The 18,353-nt window shown below is 36.7% G+C and carries 20 protein-coding genes; 15 read left to right on the top strand and 5 right to left on the bottom strand.

Features of this window, described 5'->3' with window-relative positions; genetic code table 11:
* The 9 genes from NV377_RS06270 (at position 1) to NV377_RS06230 (ending at position 7,373) form a co-directional block, all read left to right on the top strand.
* Complete coding sequence (locus NV377_RS06270; RefSeq protein WP_258200287.1) at positions 1-540, top strand: stalk domain-containing protein; 540 nt, start codon at positions 1-3, stop codon at positions 538-540.
* A gap of 27 nt (positions 541-567) precedes the next feature.
* Complete coding sequence (locus tag NV377_RS06265; RefSeq protein WP_258200286.1) at positions 568-855, top strand: hypothetical protein; 288 nt, start codon at positions 568-570, stop codon at positions 853-855.
* A 92-nt stretch (positions 856-947) separates the two neighbouring features.
* On the top strand, positions 948-1,187 hold the full coding sequence (locus NV377_RS06260) for a hypothetical protein (protein WP_258200285.1): 240 nt from the start codon (positions 948-950) through the stop codon (positions 1,185-1,187).
* A 5-nt stretch (positions 1,188-1,192) separates the two neighbouring features.
* On the top strand, positions 1,193-2,842 hold the full coding sequence (locus NV377_RS06255; RefSeq protein ID WP_258200284.1) for a hypothetical protein: 1,650 nt from the start codon (positions 1,193-1,195) through the stop codon (positions 2,840-2,842).
* 14 nt (positions 2,843-2,856) lie between these two features.
* Complete coding sequence (locus NV377_RS06250) at positions 2,857-4,104, top strand: hypothetical protein (RefSeq protein WP_258200283.1); 1,248 nt, start codon at positions 2,857-2,859, stop codon at positions 4,102-4,104.
* Positions 4,105-4,120: 16 nt separating this feature from the next.
* Positions 4,121-4,729 carry a hypothetical protein gene (locus NV377_RS06245; RefSeq protein ID WP_258200282.1) on the top strand — a complete coding sequence of 203 codons (609 nt, stop codon included), beginning with the start codon at positions 4,121-4,123 and terminating at the stop codon, positions 4,727-4,729.
* Positions 4,730-5,371: 642 nt separating this feature from the next.
* On the top strand, positions 5,372-6,184 hold the full coding sequence (locus tag NV377_RS06240; RefSeq protein WP_258200281.1) for a DUF4393 domain-containing protein: 813 nt from the start codon (positions 5,372-5,374) through the stop codon (positions 6,182-6,184).
* Positions 6,185-6,244: 60 nt separating this feature from the next.
* Positions 6,245-6,682, top strand: coding sequence for a phage holin family protein (locus NV377_RS06235; protein ID WP_258200280.1), 438 nt, complete (start codon positions 6,245-6,247; stop codon positions 6,680-6,682).
* Positions 6,669-7,373, top strand: a complete 705-nt coding sequence (locus NV377_RS06230) for a peptidoglycan recognition protein family protein (RefSeq protein WP_258200385.1) — start codon at positions 6,669-6,671, stop codon at positions 7,371-7,373. The genes NV377_RS06235 and NV377_RS06230 overlap by 14 nt, the downstream gene beginning before the upstream one ends.
* Before the next feature lie 321 nt (positions 7,374-7,694).
* On the opposite strand, the gene NV377_RS06225 is transcribed toward NV377_RS06230, so the two are convergent.
* Together NV377_RS06225 and NV377_RS06220 are read right to left on the bottom strand one after the other, a co-directional pair.
* Entirely contained in the window at positions 7,695-8,747 is a 1,053-nt protein-coding gene (locus tag NV377_RS06225) for a DUF8426 domain-containing protein (RefSeq protein ID WP_258200279.1), read from the bottom strand.
* A 227-nt stretch (positions 8,748-8,974) separates the two neighbouring features.
* Positions 8,975-9,421, bottom strand: a complete 447-nt coding sequence (locus NV377_RS06220; RefSeq protein WP_258200278.1) for a helix-turn-helix domain-containing protein — start codon at positions 9,419-9,421, stop codon at positions 8,975-8,977.
* Positions 9,422-9,888: 467 nt separating this feature from the next.
* On the opposite strand from NV377_RS06220, the gene NV377_RS06215 reads away from it, so the two are divergent.
* Positions 9,889-10,677, top strand: coding sequence for a stalk domain-containing protein (locus tag NV377_RS06215; protein WP_258200277.1), 789 nt, complete (start codon positions 9,889-9,891; stop codon positions 10,675-10,677).
* A 324-nt stretch (positions 10,678-11,001) separates the two neighbouring features.
* Here NV377_RS06215 and NV377_RS06210 read toward each other — a convergent pair whose 3' ends face one another.
* Positions 11,002-12,699 carry a copper amine oxidase N-terminal domain-containing protein gene (locus tag NV377_RS06210; RefSeq protein WP_258200276.1) on the bottom strand — a complete coding sequence of 566 codons (1,698 nt, stop codon included), beginning with the start codon at positions 12,697-12,699 and terminating at the stop codon, positions 11,002-11,004.
* A 137-nt stretch (positions 12,700-12,836) separates the two neighbouring features.
* On the opposite strand from NV377_RS06210, the gene NV377_RS06205 reads away from it, so the two are divergent.
* Entirely contained in the window at positions 12,837-12,995 is a 159-nt protein-coding gene (locus NV377_RS06205) for a hypothetical protein (RefSeq protein WP_258200275.1), read from the top strand.
* A gap of 424 nt (positions 12,996-13,419) precedes the next feature.
* Here the strand turns inward: NV377_RS06205 and NV377_RS06200 are convergent, their stop codons facing one another.
* Together NV377_RS06200 and ku are read right to left on the bottom strand one after the other, a co-directional pair.
* A complete protein-coding gene (locus tag NV377_RS06200) occupies positions 13,420-14,295 on the bottom strand; it encodes an ATP-dependent DNA ligase (RefSeq protein ID WP_258200274.1) in 876 nt (291 codons plus the stop codon).
* Entirely contained in the window at positions 14,292-15,128 is an 837-nt protein-coding gene (gene ku / locus NV377_RS06195; RefSeq protein WP_258200273.1) for a non-homologous end joining protein Ku, read from the bottom strand. The genes NV377_RS06200 and ku overlap by 4 nt, the downstream gene beginning before the upstream one ends.
* Before the next feature lie 236 nt (positions 15,129-15,364).
* Here ku and NV377_RS06190 point away from each other — a divergent pair, with 236 nt between their 5' ends.
* The 4 genes from NV377_RS06190 (at position 15,365) to NV377_RS06175 (ending at position 18,070) form a co-directional block, all read left to right on the top strand.
* Complete coding sequence (locus tag NV377_RS06190; RefSeq protein ID WP_258200272.1) at positions 15,365-15,769, top strand: ribbon-helix-helix protein, CopG family; 405 nt, start codon at positions 15,365-15,367, stop codon at positions 15,767-15,769.
* A 489-nt stretch (positions 15,770-16,258) separates the two neighbouring features.
* The gene (locus NV377_RS06185; RefSeq protein WP_258200271.1) at positions 16,259-16,489 is read left to right on the top strand and encodes a hypothetical protein; all 231 of its coding nucleotides are present in this window, start codon (positions 16,259-16,261) and stop codon (positions 16,487-16,489) included.
* Complete coding sequence (locus NV377_RS06180) at positions 16,482-17,750, top strand: DNA polymerase IV (protein ID WP_258200270.1); 1,269 nt, start codon at positions 16,482-16,484, stop codon at positions 17,748-17,750. Before NV377_RS06185 ends, NV377_RS06180 begins: the two co-directional genes overlap by 8 nt.
* Complete coding sequence (locus NV377_RS06175; protein WP_258200269.1) at positions 17,747-18,070, top strand: YolD-like family protein; 324 nt, start codon at positions 17,747-17,749, stop codon at positions 18,068-18,070. Before NV377_RS06180 ends, NV377_RS06175 begins: the two co-directional genes overlap by 4 nt.
* Positions 18,071-18,353 lie beyond the last annotated feature (283 nt).

The following is an 18,353-nucleotide window of genomic DNA, read 5'->3' as shown; positions in this document are numbered from 1 at the left end:
ATGGATAAAAAACGAGGTGCTTCCATGAAAAAGAAGATCATTATTTTATCCTCATGCGCTATTTTTCTATTATCTGGTTCAGTGTTAGCTAATTCAACATCAAAAGTCGGTAAGAAAATCACTGCTGAAGCACCAGTATACTTAGATGGACAACTTATAAGTGATGCGATTATAACCGAAGGTTCATCATATTCTCCTGTTAGGGCTATAGCGGAAGCATTAGGTCTTGATGTTAAATATGAAACATCAAAGGAAGGAAGTGTAATTAAATTGACATCTCCTGGGACAAAAGAAACAACTAATGAAATGATTTGGAAAAAAGCAGATATTGAAGCGAAAATAATCACAGCGAATCTTGAAATACAGCAAGCTAATGAAGCAATTAATCACTCTATTGAGAAGCTGAAAACAGAGAAAAATGAAGAAATGATCTCATTTTACGAGAACAGAATTGTTGAATCACAAGAAAAAATCATCAAATCACAACAAGATATAATCACATATACAAATGAATTACTAGAACTAGAGTCTAGTAACTAACTCCTGAAATTAAAAATATAGAAGGGAGTGATTATCATTAGTAAAGTTTTGAGTGTTGTTGGAACAATATTGTTACTAGTAGGAATCGTTGGCGGCATATACATTTATAGTATAGATGAATCAATATTTTCGGTATTATCATTTACTCCTATTTACATTATAGGAGCTGTAGCATTTCATGCTTTTGCTGAACTATTAGATTCAGTCAATGCTATTCGATACAAGTTGTTAGGAACTTCGTTAGAAGAAGTTAATGCTAAGAAAGAAAAAGAATTCATGGATTATCACAACAATAAGGAAAATAATAATCCGTAGTAAATCAGTAACACTACAGTTCTATACTATAAGTATTAAAAGCTCTCGATCTTGTCGAGGGCTTATTTTTCGTTCAGAAAGGACGGAATGAAATGGCGCAAATATCAAAAAAACTAGAAATTTTAGCTGATGTAGATCAACCAATTGAGGAGATCAAGGACTGTATTATTGCGATATCTATTATGCATGGAGCAAAGCAATTAGAGATATTGAAAGAAGTTGAAATGTGGCTAGGTGAAACTATCGAACAAGCTACTCCAAAGATATCGAAAGATGATAGTAAAGCAGATTATAACGATAATCAAGCAGAAAATGAAGCGAGGAAGGAGTAAAGAATATGATAACCATGTATCCAGCGATTGCGAATAGTCCCATAACAGAAGTTTCTACAGCGATCACAGCATCACAAACAAGTATCACATTACTAAATGGTGCGGTGCTTCCAGCAGCTCCAAACTTAGCAGTTATTGGTCAAGGAGAGAATGCTGAAACTATTCTCTATACATCAAAATCAGGAAATACAATTTCAGGCGTAACAAGAGGACTTCAAGGAAGCGCACAATCATGGGCGATAGGAACGAAAGTAGCAAGGAATTATACAGCATATGATCACGAGGCTTTTAGACAAAACATTATGGATTCGTTGCCGAAGGAGAATCCTGTTGCAACTGGTATGTTCAATCTAGATCAGAGAATTTTCGAAAAATATTTAGGCACTAAACTAACTATCGGAAATTCCCCGAAACAAAAAATGAACATTGAGTTTCCAGTTGCATATTTTAATGGTTATTTAGATGTAACAGTTAGCGGTGGATTCAATACCATTGACATTAGTGGAAACTTAACAAAAAGATTTTACGGTACTCTCACTGTTAATGGCAGTAACACGTTCAGTGATGAAAAATATATTGAGGCATCTTCCCGTACTATTCCACATATTCGCATTGGTTCTCTGAGGTTTGATAGTGAAAAATCTAAATTTATTATACCTATTGAATTTGCAACAAATACAAACCCAGATCAACGAGTATCTGTCAAGGTGACAGCGTTTAATAGTACACAGAATGTGCCTGCTGATTTTGAAACAGCTATGAAAGCGATGACGCTCACTGAGTTTTACGCGGACAGCACCGCACTACCAGCGCCACAAGTAAGGGTTGATTCAGTTCATTTTGCAGCAGCACAAGGAACACCTTCAGCGACTAGCATAAGCACAACGGTGATGCCAAATTGGAATAGTGGATTGCATAATGGGTGGAAACGGTACAATGCGTTTTCTGAGTTAGGAATAACGCAAGGAAGCGAAACATTCGATGCTATATTTAATGCTATGGAACCATTATCAATTCTAGTTGTGTATACCTCATCAACGGTGGGTGGATTATACCCTGCAGCTGGTCATCTAATTGTAGAAAAACTTGGTACTACTGTTGCGTGGTTCTACTTCTTGGAAAATACACCAAACGAGTTCACACTTAAATCAAGATATAATTCTACCGCTACTATTAAATTTGGAGGTTGGAAGAGAGAACCTTATGCTAATGGATCAGTTCAAACGAGCCTCAACGCTGAATTACACAACGGATGGAGGAACTACAACGCCTTGACGGAAGTTGCTGCAGCTAACGCGAATCTAGCCACGATTATAGCGGCTATGGCTGATAAGTCCATCATGCGGTTTAACGTAAATGCTGATAATAACGTAAATATCGGATTAGCAGCTACGGATTACGGCATTATAGAGATCCGAAAATGGACAATTAACCGTGTGACCGTTATTTTAGACAATATGTACACAGGCAAGCTTATGCACAATCCTATAAATACTAGCGGAGTGCCTACGAGCTGGAAACTGCATCCTGTAAGTGATGGAACACTACAAGCAAACCTCAACGCAGAAAGAACAAACGGAATAAAAACCTATAATTCCCTTACAACTCCTGTTGGTGCGACTAATGGAGATTTATGGTTTCCACCACCATCTTAGGAGGTATATAGATTATGGCGATTACAACGAATCTCATAAATAACGGTTCTATTGTGCCGCAGGTCACTAGATTGTCTAATGGTTGGCTAGTCACAGCTTATCTCGCGTCAAAGAATAACTATCAGCTAATCTACTCAAATAATGAGGGAGTTACATGGCTAGATTTATGTAAATTAGATGCAGGTACAACATCAAATCCCGATTTTGACTATGTAATTTCAATTAAAACAATACTAGGCAACGGCACTATGGTTCATGTTACAGGAAGCTACGGAGACACTAACGATAATGATAGATTATTTACTTGTTACTTTGATGCGACTACTATTTTACCGACGACAAATATATATTCGTCAAGATCAAACGGTTCTTCTTCCCCGTATACCAATGTAGATTTTGCTAAATTAATGCATGGTAATTATCATTATTTACAAACAAGCATGACCGAAGGCTCAACAAGTAATACTTATTATAAAAGGCATGCATCTTTGACGACAACAGCTGCACCCAATTTAGGCGCAGCATATGTTTCTGGAACTTCTAGCGATTCTGCAAGAAATGGCGCTAGTGAAGTTCACGCAATAGCTAGTGGTGAAACTTGGATTATTTACGGCACAAGTAATATATTAGCTGTACGCAGAAAATTAACATTAAACGGTGGTCTTCAAGCTATGCAAACCGTAGCCACATTACCTGTTGGTCACTATATAAGACGAATAAATGCTGTAGAGTTTAATGGTACGGTATATATCTTTTTCAGCTATCTGATTGCAAACAATACAGCGCCCGTATTAGCGTATGTAACAACTACAAATGGTGTATCTTTCAGTGCTGTAAGTGTATTACTAAATAGTCCATTCCAATCTACAAGTGTACAGCATTTAGACTTTGATGTGATTGTAGATGGGAATAGCGTTGGTTTCCTATTAGCTATACCAAATGGAGCAAACAGGCTGCTGTATACGGGTAAGTTTAGCGCTGGTATATTAACTATTAAATCCACAGGACTAACAGTAACTAACGCAAATGGTTATACGAGGTCAATACACAGTGTAGCAATAAATAATAGATTACTATATTTTATTGCAAATTTAGATAACGGCTCGAACTTAATTAAGTTTAATCTTGATGTAGAAGGCATTAAGATGCTTGTTAATGGAGTATGGAGCAATATTGAGCAAGGCAATCGTAATAATGGAGCAACTTGGCAAGCACAGAATGGTAGACAGTTGGTAAATGGAACTTGGAAAGAAATTACTTAGAATGGAGTGGTGAATAATGGCGTTAGAAAAATCGGAAACACTAGATACAGGGATAGTTGCAAATGAATTGTACTCAGTAATCATGTTAGCTCAGATCAACCGAGTGTTAAATCGCATTGAAGCAGAGATACATGTTTATTATGACATGGCTGCAAGATTAGCTGGAAACCAACCTTTGCAAAGATTTTTGTATTTGATAGAAGATGATGCTAAACCACAACAAAACACAACATTGTGGCTTCGATTGATCGGTGATGGAGATATCAACATCACAAAAGAGGATACTGTAATAGCTACTGTGACTGTTTCAGAGGACATGATTAAACAAGATGTTGTTGATGCGCTGTTATTACAAACAGAGCAATTTGATTTGGTCGCTATTGATGATTTAATTGTCGTTACTGCTAAAGATGAGCTATCAGGATCAGCAGGAGTAGGTGTAGACATAAAAGGTGAAGCAATAGAAGTTATTAATTGGATCGTTGGATCTGACGCTGTACAATCGATACTCGATACACAATTTAGTGCAGAAGCTCTTTCCGAGCAAGGCAACAACTTGCAAAAGCAGATATACGAGCATATGAAGTTATACGATCCACGTTATATAGATGCAATTGATGTGTAGACCGTAATGGTCTTTTTTTATTGTCTAAATTAGGGAGGGGAGAAAGGAGGGTTGGATAATGTGTTCGACTAAATTCTTTTAAGGCGTCTTCTAGGCTTAGACCATATTTTTATCCAAACTTTCTCTTCGTCATCACGGAAAATACGAATCCCGATTAATTTTAAGGGAGACCATACTTCTCTAAAATAGTAATTTGGCATCAGTTATTACTCCATTATAATAGTTATATAGTACTATATTACTATTATATGCTAATATTTGTCACGTATTGTGCAGGAAAATAAAAAATGAATTAGGACAATATTGTTTGTTATGAATATTTAGAGGAAACTAGGAAAAGTCGATTTAATATAAAGTTACAACTTCTAATTATTATTTCTGTGTACTGGAATTTGTAACACACTTTATAAGGATGTGTATCACATGAAAAAAGCTATTTTTCTATTAGTTAATAAGTTCTTATATGAATTATTTAAATCTCTATATCGAGTAACATCCTTTATTAATAGTAGTTTGAATATTCTCTCAAAAAAAATCACAAAAGCAAAGCAATATTTTTAATCCTAATTTACTAATACTACCAAAATTGATAATTGTTTTGTATAATTACGGAAGTATCTTTCGAGAGGTGGGATTTCCGTAATGGATTTATTAGGACTTGGAAAAATGAGTGACAAAGGTTTTGAGGCTTTCAAAATGATATATCCAGATTTAACTCAACCCGCAGTAAAAAAAGTTGGACTAGCTTTGGAAACGGTATTTGATCTTTGCAATACTATCTTATTGCCATTAAAATTGGCAAATTCCAATTCACAGTTATATTTCGAAAAGCATATGGATAAGTACAAAAAAAAGTTAGATTTAGTTGAAGAAGATCAAATAATCACCGTTCCCCCAACACTTGGGTTACGAGTTATTGATGAATTACTAACTGTAACAAATGATGATATAGCAGAATTGTTTTTAAATTTATTAACCAGTGCTTCAAATATTAATACAGTTAGACATGCTCATCCTGGATTTATTGATATTATAAAAAACTTAAGTCAAGATGAAGCGAAGATTATTAATGAAGTCTTTACTAAAAGAGAACATATAATCTACTCGCAAATAGTTAAAAATCAAAATGGTGGTGAGGTTCCACTTTCTAGTAAATTTAGTAACTTAAATGATCTAGTTATATTAGATTTCGATGATAATATCGCTTTATATATGGATAATTTAATTAGATGCGCATTGATAGAAGACACAGATGTGATACGAAGAAGTGAATTAGATCAATACAAAATCCTACGGGAACAATTAAAAGATGAGGAAGAAGCGTATAAAAAACAGTTGGAAAAATACCAAGCTGAAGGGGAATTGGAAAATGCAACTATTAGTATAGTCAATGGAAGATACGTTTTAACTTCATTCGGTAAAAGTTTTATCAATTGTATTAGGCCTACATGGTAAAACAGAAGTATGTAGGACCATACAACGACATTAGAGCATCCAACAAAGGGTGCTTTTTTTATGCTCAAAATTATGGAATGGGGTGTAATGATGGATAGTATAATTAAGTTTTTCATAGCAATTGGCGGTGCAGTGGCATCATTTTTATTCGGAGGGTGGACGCAGCTCATGACAGTATTAGTTGTATTTATTGTAATTGATTTTGTGAGTGGTCTAGCCTTGGCTGGAAAGGAAGGGAAAGCATCAAGTAGAGAACTATGGTTTGGTGTCACACGTAAGATTGGCACGTTGTCTATTGTAGCGGTGGCACATTTATTGGATACAGTTATAGGCGATGCTCATCTTATAAGGGATGCAGCGATCTTTTTTTATCTAGCGGGAGAGCTATTGAGTCTTATAGAGAACACTGGTCGCCTTGGTGTGCCGATTCCACCAATTATTTCAAAGGCAGTTCAAGTTCTAAGAGGTAAGTCAGGTGATCCCGATGCAAATCATTGATCTGAAAGGTAGGCTACCTGTCCACAAAACAAAAAAATATAACTCTCGTAAAGCCAGTGATATCCGTTCACTGGCTATTCATCATTCCTTGACTCTAAGCGGTTCAGCACAAGCATTTGCAACTTATCACGTTAATACTAATGGATGGCCAGGTATCGCATACACATACGTAATTGATAGAGACGGTACAATCAATCAATGCCTAGATCATACGACAGTAGGCTATCACGTAGGCAACAGCAATAAGCATGCATTAGGTATTTGTCTTGTTGGAGACTTTAGGACGCAACAACCGACAGATGCTCAATACAAATCAGCGCTAGAGCTTGTTAAATGGCTACAGTTGCAATTGCCAAGTGCAGTTGAAGTTAAGGGGCATAGTCAGTATCCTGGCTATAGTTGGAAAGCATGTCCTGTTATAAACATGGACCAATTTAGAAGTGATGTAACGAAAGGAGAGAATGAGGAGATGACAGAAGCAGAACGAAAAGAGGTAGACGGATTAAAGCAGACAGTGAAAGCACAATCAGATACTATTCGATTGCTAGAAAAGCAAACTGCTCAAATAGATCCTCCTAAGTGGTTTGTATCGGAGTTCGGAGCAGAGTTTATCAAGAAGAAAATCAGTGAACCTAAGATGACGCTTGAGGGTTGGCGATCAGTCGCTATTGCTCTACGTGCTACTAAATAGTTGAGGTAAGGAATTTTTCGTTAGCAAAAATAGTTATAATTAAGCCCCTCACCTTAAAGAGAGGGGCTAGTATGTTAATATGGAGCCTGAACATTAAAAAAACTAAGAAAAATTATTAGTGAACTAATACTGAAAATTAGGTCACCACGAGAAAAACGTTTGTAAATTTGTTTCTTGAAAAATGGAAAAAGACCAACGGTGTAACTTTGTATAAGGAAGATTATCCCGAACAATGCCAGTGTAGCGCCTATGATAGATAATAAGTTCAACAAGGTATCCATGGTATTATCCTCCTCTCTAGAACTAGTATATACCAAAAACTTATTTTTCAGAAGTATCATTATTCCTAACTTCTAGAACTTCTGCTGAGTTATTATTAACAGTGTCAAGTAGGGTTTTTAATTCGTCAGGCGTATCTACTTGCAAGTCGTCCATATATTTCTCGAGTAACTTATCTTGAAACTCATCACTTTTTCTAGATTCTAGAAAATCATTAACTACTTTTATTAGTCCAGGTGTACTAATCTCTACATTCAATCCACCTAATTTTTCAGGTGTGTTAATGGTGAATTTCCCCCCAGTAAGTCCTACTAAGAGTAACCCTACAATAGTTATTGTTGCAATTGTTCCCTTTAATTTAATTTTTCCTGGTGAGTTCACATTTATTTTTGTTTCAATATCGTCAATGTCTATCTTTATAGTACTCGAGAATTCATTAAACGAACTTGCAAGTTTCAAAATCTCCGTTCCCATCGGGAAAAATTCAGACATTGGTATTTTTCCATCTTTTTTAACTCTTAAAGCAAGATATGCTTCATTACCTTTAGTATAAAAATTATGTGTCAGACTTTCGATCGCATCAGCATAATCGTTCGCGGAACTAATCGTTTGCTGTGCATGTTGAAGCATTTTGAATAACTCAATGTCTATTTCATACTTATTGTAAGTTGGACCCCACTTAACCTTTTTTCTCTTATGATAGGGACAAAGTTTATTATTCTCTTCTAATAATTGATCGTTTATTACATCAACAAAAGGTTCATCTTCGATGATTTGGCCTATTGTTAGTTTATTCGAAGAATGACTTGTAATAATTACAGCATCACCTTTTTTAATAACCTTGGAAAATACACGTAATTGGTTAGCGGTTCTACCTTGTCCTTGTTTATCAGGGTACTTCTCTTTAACTGTTCTAGCTAAATCAGTGATTGAAAGGTCTACTATATCTGAAATGGTGATCTCGTTCCAGTTGATTGCAATAAACCCATTTCTTTTATAGTCATCATAGTACTTTCCACCTTGTGTTCTGACTAACCAGTAATTTTTTGTAGTTGGGATTACTGGTAATAATTGTTTTTGGACATTTGCACTCATTATTTAGCCACCTTTACCACAGAAATTTCCTTAAGTATAATTCAAAAGTCATGTTTTGGCGATATGTGGAAACAACTATGGATAAATGTTAATTAATCTATCACCTAGAGTGGAGCTAAGGGGGAATTTAATAGTAAAAAATTAGACATAAAAAGCACCCCGAATTGTTGGATACTCACAACTAACAATTGGAGGTGCAGTTCATTGATGATAGAGTTTTTCATTTACTAACTAGAAAAATGTTCTAATTCACTTAATATTTCAGAAGGATCAACATCTAAACATTTCGCAATATTTATTACTTTCTCGTGTGAAATTTTCTCTGCTTGGCTTGTTTCAAGTCGAGATATAAAACTAGTGCTTTTATAACCTAGACAATCTGATAGTTGTTGTTGCGAAATGTTTCTATCTTTTCTAGCGTATTCTATGTTTAAGGCGATACTTAAAAGCTCTCTATCAGTATAATATGATTTATAACTAATCGGTTTTCTTATTGAATTTATTTTTAGTTTAATAACGACAGATTCTTCTCTTTGTTTTGGTGCATGTGTCGGTGCTGGTTTAGATTCTGAATAATAAGGGGTTTCATATCTTTTGGTTTTAGTAACCACCTTTATCAAGGCTAATATTATCAAAATAATACCGATAAGAAAAAATACATGATAAAGTTCCAACTTGATCTTCCTTTCTGTATTATTTGGAATAATCTTAATATTCAGCATTCGACAGAAAGAAAGATAATCCTGTTTTATATTCAGTTATCTAATATTCAAAACACTGGATTGTAGATAATTCTGAACTAATTGAATATGTAAATGATAAAGAAGTCACTCATTAGCGAGTGGCTTTATATGTTTTATATGGATCAGTTATGATCGTTATTCGTTTTCTTAAATAATTGAGCTAAGGAAAATTTTCCTTAGCAAAACACATGATGAAAGCAACTCTATCTGATGGATAAGAGTGGCTTTTTTGTGTTATAGAGATGAATTCAGAAAAATTACAATAAACAAAAAGTATTTTACAAAATACAAATAAAGTTTGTTCTCAATCTTTTTCGACAAGTATATTGTATTGTTTACTAAATATCCCTGAAATGGTATGGTATAAATTGATATTATTTACATGGGAGGCAATTATATTGATTAAAGTAGGGAAAGAAAGATTAAAAGGTTTCTTATTAGGTATTGCAGTAATGCTATTTGTAGTCGTTGGCGTTACTAGTGTAGGTGCAGCAAGTAAACTAATTACGATCCAAGTCGTAAAAGGTGGTATTACGCTTTATGTAGACGGTAAACTCGCTAAGCCTACAGATGCTAACGGAAAAGTCGTAGAACCGATTATTTACGAAGGAACTACATACCTACCATTACGTGCTACGTCTAACCTATTAACAAATGGTGAAAAAGAGGTAACGTGGGATGGTAAAACATCGACTATTTATATTGGTGAAGCTCCAGTTGCGGAACAAACGGATATAACGGAACTAACTGCAATAAATTCCTTCCGTTACCTTGTTGAAAAGGGAAGTAGTGCTAAGTTTTCTATTTTAGGGAAAGAATATACACCGTTCAACGCATTAAAAACACTAATTGTTAGTGGTGCGACCTATGGACCTCCAGGAACGTTTGGAGAAGGATATTATATGCTTGATAGTAAATATAGCGAGCTTAAAGGAATTCTAGCATATCCCTTTGATTCAATAGATGAACTTAAAAGTGAGATTACTCACGGTGTGACATTCTATAGTGTCAATCAAACTGGTGATGAGATTCTATTGGGTAGCCAATCAGTAACTGCGTCCGATAACAATATTCCAGTTTCAATTGATTTAAGGGGAGTTAACATTCTTAAAATAGAATTCGATAGTTTCAAACACCTCTTTTACAATGTAACTCTTCAAGGTATGGAAAATTCATTCTCAAAATAATACGCAATTAATCTAATTAATCAAGAGCCACTGTACCTGTATGGGTATGAGTGGCTCTATTTGTTTGTAATGCTATTCACCAAATCCCAACAATATAGGTTGTCTTAGCAATCCTGAATCAGTAAACTCCAATGCTGTAACCCTACAAGGAAAATGCACTCCTAACCAAGCTATATCAGACTTTTTCATGCCCGGCGATAATTTATCAAATGGGCCAACTCTTGGGTGGCGGGTACATATGAAGGACTCTAGAAGGTATTAGATCCAAGTGACATAAGAAAAAAGTAAGGGTCTATCGGAGGATTCCGATAGACCCTCTGACTATTAATAGTCAGCTAGACCAAGATAGTGTATTGAAATAATGTTCTCATATCCTAACGAAGCCCGTAGATTCTTTTTATTATCTACTGAAAGTTTAGCGTACGCTACTTGTGCTTCGTAGAAGCTTTGTAGACGTGTTTTACCACTCTCGATCGCCTCGTAATACTTATAGACGAAGAAGAATGGATTATTCTCCTTCAAAAGTTCTTTGGTCACTGCGACATCACCATGCCAGTTATCTCCTGTCTCTCCTTCAGGTGTAGGGATCGGTAGCCACAAGTAGTTCGCAACGTCTCTGTTGTAAGTTGCAATAGTGAAAGCGATAGGATTGATCATTGTACCCTTCGCCATTCCATCGTGAATGATACTGTTTGCATTTAGTCCATTGGCCGCACCTGACCCCCAGAAAAAGGCTGTGTAGTAGTTGGAGTTCAGGCTGGCTACACTTTTACGATCGAAGAAGTAATTCTTTCTATCCTTTTTCAGAGTGGCTCCTTCTGTGTCTCCATCGCTACCTACTACAAGATCCATTACCCCTGACTTGTTCTCTTTTGTCAGATTCACGGCGAGATCCTTATAATAAGTACGGAGATCAGTATTGCTGAAGTAACCGAATTCTTCTTTTTCTTCTTTCATTCGATTCATAAAGAATCCGATGTCATCCTGTGCTACATCCAGTCCTTTTTGAAACTCGACAGGGGCAGAAAGGGCAACGGTTGGGATGGATTTTCCTTCGATTTGCTTGCGGTAAGATTCATAGTTACTGATATACTTGGAGATTTCACCTTTCGTCAGCGGAAGGCGCGAGATAGGCCATTCCGGTACAATGTTGACCGGTTGATTCTCCTGAATGATTCCGTAGACGGTGACGTCCGTCAGGTATTTGCTGTCGTTCTTGAAGTTGGAGTAGAACAGGTCAGAAACGAACTTTTCGGGCTTTCCGCTCTTGTCGTACTCGATGCCGTTCCATTCAAAATTTCCTTCTGTAGGCTTCATTTTATGGACGTAGGAGAAGGAAGGGACATCGCTCGCCAGACCAAAGATCTGGATTCCGGCGACTTTACCACCAAGCTTCTTCTGTTCGGCTTTCAATGCGTCATAGAGCTTTGGTGCAGTCGTATATTGGCTGGCGTCGAAGATGATGTTATTCGTGCTCTTGAAATTGGTGGAGAACTTTCTGATCGCGTCGAGGTCTGTCGCGTTCACCTTGCTGCTGTTGTATACGAAGAAATAGTTGTCGAGCGTGACGATTTCAGCACCAGTGGTGATGATAACTTGCTGCTTAGTGTCATTCCATTTAACGTCGGCCCCAAGGCTCTCGGCTACGAAGCGGGCAGGGACGAAAGTGCGACCTTTGATCTGCGCAGAAGGTGCGTCCAGAGCAATAGTCTTTCCGTTGACAGTAGCTTTCTTCTCGTTCAAGATGAGAACTACAGATATGCTCCCCTTGTTACCAGTGACGGTCTGAGTCTTATCATTCCATTCAACCTTGGCTCCCAGGCCTTCGAAGATAGGACGAAGCGGAACCATAACTCGTCCGTTGATCATTTGCGGTGGCACGTCGAAGCTGACGAAGCGTCCGTCGATTGATACGGTTATTTCAGGACTTCCGCTACCACTGGCATTGGCAAAGCTACCTAATGGAAGTAAGGTGACGATAAGTAATAAAAGAATCAAAGAATTACAGCGAATTTTCTTCATGTGATCAATACCTCCTATATTATCCCAACAACATCCATTATACTTTATTTTTTATTTTTCAGGAACAAAGTAATAGCGAAAAAAGACGAAGTATGTAACAAGACCATGACAGGGCAGCACGTAGTGTATCGGCTTCGATGGTGGCAGTTCCTGGTGATACTGTTCGCGCTTCACTTGACTTCGCGGCAGGAGATGCATCATCTGCAGAGGGATATAATTTGAGTTACGTAAAAAATAATAAGGTGCTAACAGCAGTTACATTACCTGCAGGTGAAGAATGGGTGGATGAATACTAATATATATTTGAGTTTAGTTGTCCAGCTTGTGTGGAACTTAGAGTATAACTTCAGTCATATGAGTTGAAACATATGATGGTTCATATTCAACTACAAATCTAAGGCACCCAAACGGGTGCCTTAGATTTCGCTCTATAGATGTTACGGTGAACCGTATCTAAATAAGGGCAAGTTTTTTTGCGAAGTGAAAATAGCCGCATGAGAATTAATCTCGTGCGGCTATTAATTTTGGTTACCTTAATCAAATATTTGAATGAAAAGAAGCCACTCATTAATGAGTAGCCCTATATGTTTTATATAGATCAGTCAAGATCTGCGTTTACTTAAATAGTTGAGGTAAGGAAAATTATCCTTAGCAAAACACATGATGAAAGCCACTCTACCTATGATGGATAAGAGTGGCTTTTTATATCTAATGTTAATGTCACACTCCAAATCCTAGTAACTTAGGTTGTCTCAATAATCCAGAGTCAGTAAACTCTAAAGCAGTAACCTTACAAGCAAAGGGAATGCTCAACCACATCACATCAGACTTCTTCATTCCTGGTGTGAGTTCTTTAAAAGGACAACTCCCTACATGCTCTTGAGCAAACTGCATTATCAACTGTTTTGATCTATTATCTAGTCCAGATACATGGCCTATGTATCGATCTTTATAGCGTAATACTAAGCTAGATGCTTGGCCGCTCTTTAATTTTACACCTACCACATCAACGGTAAGCCGCGTCTCTTTACGCTTCTTATACCAATGTTTATGACCTTTACCCTCTACATACGGACTATCAATGTGCTTCGAGATAAGTCCTTCCCATTCTCTTTCTTTGAGCCAGTCCCAAAGTGCTTCTCCATCTTCAAAAAGATCAGATACTAATAGTCTAGGTTGTGGATTCGGAAAATGTTTTTGAAGTCTTTCAAAACGCTCAATAAAAGGTAATCCTCTTATATCCTCACCATTATCATACAACATATCAAATGCCACAAAAATTAGTGATTCATCATATTTTTGTTTTTGTACTCCTAGTCGTACACGTTGAAAATTTGGTCTATTCCCGTCAAAATATGCTATCTCACCATCAAGCACACAAGCGCCAATACGTAGAGGTTTCAACAATTCAACAATCTCAGGAAAAGTATCATTACGTGGTTCTACACGCTTCGAAAATATCTCAACACCACCTAGACCATCAAGCCTTACTAATGTCCTTACGCCGTCCCATTTTATTTGATAACGCCATTCTGACCCTATAGGTATTTCAGATGAGTTAACTGGAGCCATAGGCACTTTAGGCAAATCCATCATGATATTTTCTCGCTAGATTTCTTAGTAGTGCGTTTACGTTTAGTTGGCGAAGGAGGTTGCGGCTTAGTAGCATCTATACTTGCTTGTAATGCAGCCATTAGATCAATAACATTGGATCGAGCAGCAGTTGGAGCATTAACAATATCGATACTTTCACCTGCAATCTTATGTTCAATTAGTTCCGTCAAAGCTACACGGTACTCATCTGTGTATTTACTTGCTTCAAACTTTTCGCTAAGTTGATCCACAAGAGTGATCGCCATTTGCAATTCTTTATCATTAACCTCTGTAACAGCAGGTACATTAGGCACTTGGCTTATAGCTCGAATTTCATCAGGGAAATGCATTGTTTCTAAGCAAAGACAATTATCCACGACGCGAATAGCTGCTAAGTTGCTCTTACTACGAATTGAGATTTTAGCAATGCCAATCTTACCGGTTTGTTTTATTGCTTCTAATAATAAGCTATATGCTCCTGCTCCTGCCATATCAGGGGATAGGTAGTAAGGTTTTTCGAAATAGATTGGATCTATGTCAGTTAGATCCACAAAATCAAGTATTTTAATAACTCGAGCAGAACTAGGCTGAATAGCTAATAACTCTTCTTCTTTAACAATGACATACTTATCCTTGTCATATTCAAATCCTTTCACGATATCATCAGGACTGATTTCCTTATTACAATGTTTACATTTCTTTTCGTAGGAGATAGGCATACCACAATCCTTATGTAGTTGTCTGAAATGTATATCTTTATCCTCTGTAGCAGAATGCATTTTAACAGGGACGTGAACTAAACCAAAGCTGATAGCACCTTTCCATACTGTGTGCATATTAATCACTCCTTTATTTGTTAATATGTCCAATGTTTCATGGAATATTTGATAAAGAAATGAAACGCAACTCAGTTAGTAATCGTTACTTCATTAACCTAACTGGCAGGATAGTGGATTAAATAAACAAATGAAGCAGGTGAATCGTACATAGATTCGTGTAGTTACATTGTATTGACAATGTAACTACAATTGTATTATAATTAGCATATTAATATTAAGGAGGCATCAACTAGATGGATACGAATTTACAAATACGTATATCTAAAGACATAAAAGAGAGTTTCCAACAGATTGCTAAGGAAAATAATAAGGATACATCGTCCCTAGTCCGTGATTGGATTTCCAATTATATAGCTGAACACCAGCGATCTGATGAAGAAGTAGCCGCTGAACTATATATGGCAGGGTACAAATTGCAAGAAGCGCTTGGGGGGAGAGAAAATGTTAACAAGGAGTTTGTAAAACAATTGCAGGAATACTCCTTAACGAATCAAAAAGAATTTACACAGTTAATACTAACCACCTACCTGGACCTTGATCTAACAATTCCTTCATGTGTATCGAAAACGTACAAAATGTACGCTTTTTCGCAAATGTTTTTGTTTGGCTTAATTGGGGATAAACCGAAGGAAAGATAATAGGTTAAGAGCTTAATTAAGGGTTGGTTGTTGAACTAACGGAGTTTAGACCAATAAATAGGATTCTAATTAGTAAATGCAAGGAATTTTTTCTTAGCATGAAGAATATTTAAAGTTGCTCTACTGTAACTGGTGGGGTGGCTTTTTTTCTTTTAAACACTGTGGTGAATAACGTGGATTATTGTATTGTGGTTATTCGGTTCATTCCCAGTACTCCAAGTTAACTTATAAATGTTGTGTTCTTCATCAGTAGCAAATACATAAGTATATTCTCCTTCGATTACTCGATAGCCATGAATCTTAAAATCTCTTCCGTGGAGCGTAATTACCACTAGCAACACCTCACTATTTTTATGATGAGTATACATTAGTTTCATATTCGAGCAAAGATGTTTGCACTCCAGATTTTAAAATTAAAAATATTACCATTGAATAAAGAACGTTTGTTCGCATATAATAGGAACAAACGTTCTATCAAGGAGTGATACCATGCAAGAGCTAATTGGGAAAGTAGTGCAGCTGATCTATATTGACAGTAAGCTTGAAGTAACGATTCGCAATGTAAAAGTCCTTGTAGTAGGTGAAAAACGCTTCAAAGCATACTGTTACACCGCTCAATCAATTCGTACATTCAATGTATCGGGCATCGTTGATATCGAAACAATGATATATAAAATAAAGGATGTAAAAGTGTTAAAAGGGGTTACAGCCAATGACTAAGCAAAGAGTTATCATGCTAGCAGATTGTCAGTCTTTTTATGCAAGCGTGGAAAAGATGGCGCATCCTGAATATGAGAATAAACCGCTAGTAGTGGCAGGAGATCCGGAAAGGCGTTCGGGAATCATCTTAGCCGCTTGTCCATTAGCAAAATCATTTGGTATTACAACAGCGGAAAATTTAGGAACAGCACTAGCTAAATGTCCAGAGCTTGTTGTAATTCGACCACGAATGGAAGAATACATTAAAGTATCGATGCAGATTACTGAGATATATCAATCATATACTGATTTAGTTGAGCCTTACTCGATAGATGAGCAATTTTTGGACGTTACAGGCAGCATGGCGCATTATCAATGTAATGCAGATGAGTTAGCGCATTTAATACAGCATCAAGTAGCGTTAGCAACTGGCATATATACACGCTATGGAATTAGTACAAATAAAATACTCGCAAAAACAGCTTGTGATAATTACGCGAAGAAGAATAAATCAGGGATGTATACTCTACTTAAAGAGGATCTTGAGAATACGCTTTGGAAATTACCAATAGAGAAGATGTTCATGGTAGGAAGAAGGATGAATGTTCATCTACAATCAATGGGCATATATACGATTGGAGAATTAGCAAATACACCATTGGATAAACTCAAACAGCGTATGCGTAGTAAATTCGGGAAAAACTCCGACATTAATGCAGAATTGTATTGGCGTATTGCAAATGGTATAGATGATAGTCCAGTAACACCAGGCACACATCAAGTCACACCAAAATCTATCGGTAACATGATGACGTTGCCGCGAGACTACAGTAAGTTAGATGAGATCAAAATAATCTTATTAGAGCTATCAGAGATTGTATGTCAACGTGTGCGGAGTCAGGACTTAATGGCTTACGTTGTATCGGTTACTTGTAAAGGAGCTAACTACGACTATCCAACTGGTTTTAACCGTCAATTAAAATTGGATGATGCAACTAATATTACTAACACTGTATATCATGCAGCTGTAGAGTTATTTAATAGACATTGGGATGGTCAGTCAGTACGACAAATGGGAGTGAGCTTATCAAAGCTGACTGGTGACGATGAATATCAATTGTCGCTGTTTGACCAGGATCAAGATAAAAAAATGGCGCTAGAAAAAGTGACGGATGCCATTAAACAAAAATATGGAGCTACAAGCGTTATTAGAGCTGTATCGATTACGAATTCAGGGCAAGCGCTACGACGTGCAGACATGATTGGAGGGCATTACAAGTGAGCACAAAGTTAGAAGGGAATGGCTTATGGGAATCATCGCGTATGATGTTGCCGGAGCATAAAGGATCAATCATCCAAAAAGATCAGGAACAAAAGCGAAGAGAACGAATCGAGTTAGATGAGCAAGAGTTAAACTATATCAACGATACACTGATACAGTCGTTGCGGCATAGTAAACCTGTCTCTATCAAAATGTATCACTCATTTGAAGAATTGGTTATCATAGGTGTGGTGGAACGTTTAGATCGTCAAATAGGTCGTTTTAAAGTAGATGGTGAATGGTTTATTCTTGGAGATATTGAAAGAGTGACAATTGATTGATACCAAAACCGAAAAAAGGTAGCGCGAAACCAAAACGTCCTACAAGAGACGAGTCGAGCTTGAGGAATTAGGCGAGCGTCTAGTTGTAGTTAAGGCAGAAAAACACAATTGTAAGATTAGCAGTATGGAATAGTGAAGAAGTTACAGGTAGCGTAGTTGATATGGACTCACGTACAAAACTTGTACATGTAAGTAATTATGGAGATATTGTAGAAGTTCCTTTCTTAGATATAATGAAGGTGCGAAATGCGAACAATTGATATAGTAAACAACCATTAGGAAG

Source organism: Paenibacillus endoradicis (assembly GCF_024721975.1).
Note: the sequence above shows the minus strand (reverse complement) of the source record. Positions and strands in the feature narration are given on the sequence as shown.